The sequence below is a fragment of the Mesorhizobium sp. M7A.F.Ca.US.002.01.1.1 genome (assembly GCF_004022955.1).
Classification (GTDB): domain Bacteria; phylum Pseudomonadota; class Alphaproteobacteria; order Rhizobiales; family Rhizobiaceae; genus Mesorhizobium; species Mesorhizobium ciceri.
Genome location: NZ_RZQE01000375.1, coordinates 1 through 5,929, shown reverse-complemented (window position 1 = coordinate 5,929; position 5,929 = coordinate 1). Strand labels below are relative to the sequence as shown.

At 62.2% G+C, this 5,929-nt stretch carries 9 protein-coding genes and 1 pseudogene; 6 read left to right on the top strand and 4 right to left on the bottom strand.

Features of this window, described 5'->3' with window-relative positions; all coding sequences use genetic code 11:
- Positions 1–21: 21 nt before the first annotated feature.
- Entirely contained in the window at positions 22–582 is a 561-nt protein-coding gene (locus EN932_RS26965; RefSeq protein ID WP_013531188.1) for an RNA polymerase sigma factor, read from the bottom strand.
- 155 nt (positions 583–737) lie between these two features.
- On the opposite strand from EN932_RS26965, the gene EN932_RS26960 reads away from it, so the two are divergent.
- Genes EN932_RS26960 through EN932_RS26935 form a run of 6 tightly spaced genes read left to right on the top strand, consistent with a single transcriptional unit; the run spans position 738 to position 3,094 of the window.
- Positions 738–1,061: a metalloregulator ArsR/SmtB family transcription factor gene (locus EN932_RS26960; protein ID WP_013531187.1), complete on the top strand. Its 324-nt coding sequence runs from the start codon at positions 738–740 to the stop codon at positions 1,059–1,061.
- Positions 1,058–1,483 carry an SRPBCC domain-containing protein gene (locus tag EN932_RS26955; protein WP_013531186.1) on the top strand — a complete coding sequence of 142 codons (426 nt, stop codon included), beginning with the start codon at positions 1,058–1,060 and terminating at the stop codon, positions 1,481–1,483. The genes EN932_RS26960 and EN932_RS26955 overlap by 4 nt, the downstream gene beginning before the upstream one ends.
- A gap of 54 nt (positions 1,484–1,537) precedes the next feature.
- Positions 1,538–1,759, top strand: a complete 222-nt coding sequence (locus EN932_RS26950) for a hypothetical protein (RefSeq protein WP_013531185.1) — start codon at positions 1,538–1,540, stop codon at positions 1,757–1,759.
- A 13-nt stretch (positions 1,760–1,772) separates the two neighbouring features.
- Positions 1,773–2,213 carry a DUF1801 domain-containing protein gene (locus EN932_RS26945; protein ID WP_064993719.1) on the top strand — a complete coding sequence of 147 codons (441 nt, stop codon included), beginning with the start codon at positions 1,773–1,775 and terminating at the stop codon, positions 2,211–2,213.
- 39 nt (positions 2,214–2,252) lie between these two features.
- Complete coding sequence (locus EN932_RS26940; RefSeq protein ID WP_024501304.1) at positions 2,253–2,645, top strand: VOC family protein; 393 nt, start codon at positions 2,253–2,255, stop codon at positions 2,643–2,645.
- A 41-nt stretch (positions 2,646–2,686) separates the two neighbouring features.
- Positions 2,687–3,094 (top strand): DUF1801 domain-containing protein, encoded by a 408-nt coding sequence (locus EN932_RS26935; RefSeq protein ID WP_024501305.1) that lies wholly within the window; start codon positions 2,687–2,689, stop codon positions 3,092–3,094.
- Between the two features lie 2 nt (positions 3,095–3,096).
- Here the strand turns inward: EN932_RS26935 and EN932_RS26930 are convergent, their stop codons facing one another.
- The 3 genes and pseudogenes from EN932_RS26930 to EN932_RS26920 all read right to left on the bottom strand — a co-directional run.
- Positions 3,097–4,275, bottom strand: coding sequence for an NAD(P)/FAD-dependent oxidoreductase (locus EN932_RS26930; protein ID WP_127368723.1), 1,179 nt, complete (start codon positions 4,273–4,275; stop codon positions 3,097–3,099).
- Between the two features lie 108 nt (positions 4,276–4,383).
- Positions 4,384–5,121, bottom strand: a complete 738-nt coding sequence (locus EN932_RS26925) for a dienelactone hydrolase family protein (protein WP_127368724.1) — start codon at positions 5,119–5,121, stop codon at positions 4,384–4,386.
- A gap of 110 nt (positions 5,122–5,231) precedes the next feature.
- A pseudogene (locus tag EN932_RS26920) lies at positions 5,232–5,929 on the bottom strand (cyanate transporter); the annotation flags it as partial.

Sequence of the window (5,929 nt, the reverse complement as noted above, 5' to 3'; positions counted from 1 at the left end):
GTTCGTTGTCGTCAACCATGGTCACACTTCCCCGGCCGCGCGCATCAGCGTCTTCAGCCGTTTCTTCGCTTCATGGATGTGCCAGGAAACCGTCGTCTCCGAGATTGTCATCGCCTCGGCCGCGGCCGCATGGCTCAACCCTTCGCCATAGACCAGCAGCACCGCGTCGCGCTGCTTGTCCGGCAATCGCCGGACGGCCGCCCATAACGCTTCGGCAGGGTCTTCCGGTTCGACCGACGCCTCGCCCGAGATCAGTGCATGGACGCCATAGGCCTCAGTCTTCACGGTCTCGCGGGCGGACTTTCTCATCACGTCGCGCGCGGCGTTCATCGTCACGGAATAGAGCCATGTGGTGAAGGCGCCGCCGCCGCGATAGTCGCGGATCGCTTTGCCCAGCCTGACGCAGACTTCCTGGGCGATGTCTTCGGCATCGGCCTTCCTGCCGCACCAGCGATAGGCGGCGCGATAGACGAAGTCATAGTGCCTTTCCAGCAATGTGCTGAAGGCCCTCCTGTCTCCGCCCTTCGCCCGCCCGATCAGTTCGGCGTCGGAGGCTTCGCTCTCATCCAGCATCATCGCCATCATTTGCCTGTTGGACGAACGCTAATGGCTAATCCTTGGGGCAATGGAAAGATTTTTTTGGAAACCGCCGGATCGGGACCGCCAACACCCCCGCTTGACATATCCATATCTCGACAGTTATACGTAATCAATAGCCACAGGGTTATCGATCCCGGATGACGAACGCTCACGATGTCCTCTTCAGAACGCTCTCCGATCCGACGCGTCGCGCGATCTTCGAGCGCCTGTGCCGGCAAGGCGAGCAGACGGTCGGCGCCCTGACGGCTCAGTCGGGGGTCTCTCAACCTGCGGTGTCGAAGCATCTCGGCGTGCTCAAGCAGGCCGGGCTGGTGCGCGACCGCCATCAAGGACGGCAGACCCATTACAGCGCCCAACTGGCAGCACTTTCCCCACTGACCGACTGGACGAACCAGATGAACGCGTTCTGGCAGAGCCGGTTCGACGATCTCGAAAATTTGCTCAAAAGAATGGACCAATGACCAACATTGCGACCGAAACGCGCTCTGTCATCGTCGAACGTGAGATCCCCTATCCGCCGGAAAAAATCTGGCGCGCGCTGACCCAACCGCATCTGATCGAGGAATGGCTGATGAAGAACGACTTCAAGCCAGTCGTGGACCACCGTTTCAAGCTGCGGAAGGAACCGCAACCTGACGTGAGCATCGTTGTGGACTGTCAGGTAACAGCCGTCGAGTTGAACAAGACACTGTCCTACACGTGGCAGGCCTATGGCCTTGAGAGTGTCGTCACCTGGACCCTCGTGCCGACCAGCACAGGCACCCGGTTGCGTATGGAACAGTCCGGCTTCCGGCCGGATCAGGAGCAGGCGTATCGGGGCGCGACGAGCGGGTGGCGGCAGTACTTTGCAAATCTGAGTCAGGTCCTGGCGCGGATAGATTGAAACTCGCAGGTGCGGATCGGTGGTCCGCACCGGTTGTTTTGACAGGAGGAACTATTGGACTGGAACAAGTGGGTTCGGCAAATGCATCGCTGGCTGTCGATCATCTTTGCGCTGACCGTCATCGCCAACTTCGCCACCATGGCATTCAGGCAGCCTCCCGCCTGGGTGGTCTACTCGCCGCTCCTGCCGCTCCTCCTGCTGCTGCTCAGCGGCCTGTACATGTTCGTGCTGCCCTATGCCGCCAAGGGACGCGGCGTGCAGCGTGCCGGCGGATAGGGAGTGGGGCAGAGTGGCCAGGACGCAGGGACAATCGACCGAGGCCAAGGCTGCGCCAGTGCTGCTCTCCGGCGGCAACCCGCAAATCGCCAAGGGCGACGGCGACGCCCCGGTGCAGGCCTATATCGCTGCGATGCCGGACTGGAAGCGCGGCCTGGGCGAGCGCCTCGACGCGCTCATCGTGGGCAACGTGCCTGACGTCCGCAAGGCCGTGCGATGGAACTCACCCTTCTACGGCATCGAAGGCCAGGGCTGGTTCGCGAGTTTCCATGTCTTCACCCACTATGTGAAGATGACCTTTTTCAGTGGCATCTCATTGCAACCGATCCCACCAGGCGGCACGGCCAAGAGCAAGGATGTGCGCTGGATCGACATCCGCGAAGACCGGTTCGACGAGGCGCAAATGGCGGAATGGATCAAGCAGGCCGCCGCCCTGCCCGGCTGGACCCCGTAGCGGCCACAGACGCAAGAATACGACAGAGGAGAAAGAGCGATGAAGATCAAGCTGACCAGCGTGTATGTGGACAACCAGGAAAACGCATTGCGCTTCTACGCCGACGTGCTGGGCTTCACCAAGAAGGCCGATTTCAGCAACGGGCCCTATCGCTGGCTGACAGTGACCTCGGCTGAAGAGCCTGATGGAACCGAACTGCAGCTCGCGCTCAACGACAACCCGGCCGCCAAGGCCTATCAGGAAGCCATCTTCCAGCAGGGTCAGCCTGCGGTCATGTTCTTCACCGACGACGTCAGGGGCGACTACGAGCGCATCAAGGCGAAGGGTGGCGCGTTCACCATGCCGCCGACCGAGGTGACCGGTTCAACCATCGCCCAGCTGAACGACAGCTGCGGCAACCTCGTTCAGATTACCCAACTGGCGCGCTGGTGACAGGCAGCGGTTGAACGCGTCGACGCACAGGAGACACGCAAATGACCCCCTCGCAACAGATCGACCAGCTGATCGCCGGTCTCTCGGACTGGCGCGGCGAGACGCTCGCCGACATCCGCAAGACCATCCTTGCAGCCGACCCGGACATCATCGAGGAGTGGAAGTGGATGGGCAGCCCGGTATGGTGCCTCGACGGCAACATCGTGGTCGGCAACGCCCACAAGGACAAGGTGAAGCTGACCTTTTCCCATGGCGCCAGCCTGCCGGATCCCGACAGGCTGTTCAACAATGGTTTTGGCGGCAAGGTGTGGCGGGCTATCGATGTGTTCAAGGGCGACACGCTCAATGAGAGCGCTTTGAAAGAGCTCGTCCGGGCCGCCATCGATTACAACAAGGCCAAAAAGAAGAAAAAGGCGCCGGCAGCTACTGGGGCGAAGCCACGGAAGTAAGTCTATGCTGCCTGGCCTGCCACCCAGCCCGACGACCATGCCCACTGGAAATTATAACCGCCCAGCCAACCCGTGACATCGACGGCTTCGCCGATGAAAAACAGGCCCGGCACGGATTTCGCCTGCATCGTCTTCTGGTCCAGCCCGTTGGTGTCGACCCCGCCCAGTGTCACTTCAGCGGTGCGGTAGCCCTCAGAACCGGCAGGCTTGATGCGCCAGTCATTGACTGCGGCAGCTATGGTTTTGATCTGGGCGTCGGAAAGATCGGCGAGATTGCCATCGATCCCGGTGCGTTCGGCGATCGACTGCGCCAGCCGCTTCGGCAGGTGATTTGCCAGCACGGTCTGCACCGCCTGCCGCCCATTACCGCGCTTGGCACTACGAATGAGGTCCGCCACATCAACTCCCGGCAGCATGGCGATGCGGATTTCGTCGCCCTCGCGCCAATAGGACGAGATTTGCAGGATGGATGGTCCGCTAACGCCGCGATGCGTGAACAGCATCGCTTCGGAGAACTGCGTCTTGCCGCAGGCGACTTCCGCGTCGACGGCGTTGCCGGCCAGCGGCGCCAGCCGTTCGAGCGTGTTTGCGTCGAAGGTCAGCGGCACCAGCGCCGGCCGCGTTTCGACGATGGCAAGCCCAAACCGTTCGGCAAGCTCGTAGCCGAAACCGGTCGCCCCCATCTTGGGGATCGACTTGCCGCCGCAGGCCACGACCAGAGACTGGCACCTAATCGTGCCCGTGGAGAGAGTGAGCACAAACCCCTCCACGGTTTTGCGGAGATCCTCAACGCTGGTCGACAGCACCAGTTCGGCGCCCTTGTCCTGCATTTCCGAGACCAGCATGTCGGTGATCTGGCGTGCGGAGCCGTCGCAGAACAACTGCCCAAGCGTCTTTTCGTGATAGGCGATGCGGTGGCGTTCGACGAGGGCGATGAAATCGCGTTGCGTATAGCGGCTGAGCGCCGAAATGCAGAAATGCGGATTGCCCGACAGAAAATTCTTCGGGCTGGCATGGATGTTGGTGAAATTGCACCGGCCCCCGCCGGAGATGCGGATCTTCTCGCCAGGCGCCGCCGCATGATCGAGGATCAGCACAGAACGGCCGCGCTTGGCCGCCTCCACGGCGCACATCATTCCGGCGGCACCCGCGCCGATGATCACGACATCATAGGATTGCATCAGGCTGTTCGTTCCCGCTCGGCCCACTCATCCGGCGCAGCGCATTTGTGCTGCCTGATACCGCGAACGGGGCGGACAGCCAACAGGCAAGAACAGCCAGGCAAAGGCTCAGATCAGCGTCTCTGCGAACAACGTCGTCAAGCGCTTCCAGTGGCGTTCCGCGCCCGCGGCATTGAAAACGCTATGATCGGGCACGCACCAGCCATGCGCCATGCCGGCATAGTTCTCGATGACATGATCTACTTCCGCAACCCTGAGCGCCTCGACCAGCCGCGCCGACTGTTCCGGCGGGAAACTCCTGTCGACGCCGGATGTGCCGACATAGACGCGCGCCTTGATCGAGGCTGCCTTGCGATGCGGGCTGTCGGCGGCGTCGCCGGCCAGATTGCCGCCATGGAAGCTTGCGGCCGCTTTTATCCGTTTGGGATAGGTTGCAGCCGCATTCAATGATCGACCGCCGCCCATGCAATAGCCGATGGTGCCGATCGGCCCGGTAATACCCTCGGCAGCAAGCGCATCGAGGAACGCACCGCTGTCGCTGATGGTCATGTCCTGCGTCGTGCCGGTGACCAGCGCCATCAGCGGGATTTTGGTCTTTTCCTCGGCGAAGGCGGTCTTGGCGTCGAACGGCCCGTAGGGTGCATTGCGGTAGAACAGGTCGGGCACCAGCACCGCATAGCCTTCATTCGCCAGTCGCTCGGCCATACTGTCGAGCGCCGGCCGCGGACCAAAGGCGTCCTGATAGAGAATGACGCCGGCCTTGGCAGGAGATGCGTTTGCCGAGCGGAAAAGCCCGGCATTGGCAACACCATCCCTGGTCTTGATCTGAAGGTCGTGTTTCGTCATCGCTCGCTCCGTTCGACAGATGCGCGATACATATCCGCGCAAGCCTATACGGCAAGGCGCTCCCTGAGCATGGCAGTCAAAATTTCGTGCGGGATTGCGTGACGCTATTGCTAGCCTTCTCGCACCGTCCGCGCACCGACATGCAGCGCGCGGCCGGCACCGAGCCCCATAATGGCTACGCCAAGCCCGAGCGCGACGAACAGGAACGCCGTTCCCGAAAAACTGCCGGTCCGGTCGCGGATCAGGCCCACCAGCAGCGGGCCGAATGCCGCCAGCACATAGCCGACGCCTTGCGCCATGCCTGAAAGATGCGCGGCGACATGCGAATCCGGCGAACGCAGCACGATCAGGCTCATGGCAGCCGCGATCAGGCCGCCCTGCCCGATGCCTTGCAGGATCGCCCAGAACAGCACGGTCGAGGTCGGTGCGAACAGAATGCCGAGCAGCGCGATCACCGCCGTGGCAACGAGCGCCACATTGATGCCGCGCTGGTCTTTCAGCCGCATCGCGAAGGACGGCACGGCGAGGCAGGTGATGACCTGCGCCATGACAGACACCGAAACCATGGCGCCGGCGGTGGCCGCATCGAAGCCACGCTCGCGCAGGATCGGCGCCAGCCAACCGAAGATGCAATAGGCAAGTGCCGACTGCAGGCCCATGAACAGCGTCACCTGCCAAGCCAGGCGATCGCGCCAGAGACCAACGACGCGAAAGCCCCGATGACTGACCTGCCGACGGCTGCCCAGCGCCTGCGGAATCCAGATCAAAAGCACGACCAGTGTAGGCACCGCGCAGGCAGCAAGTGCCG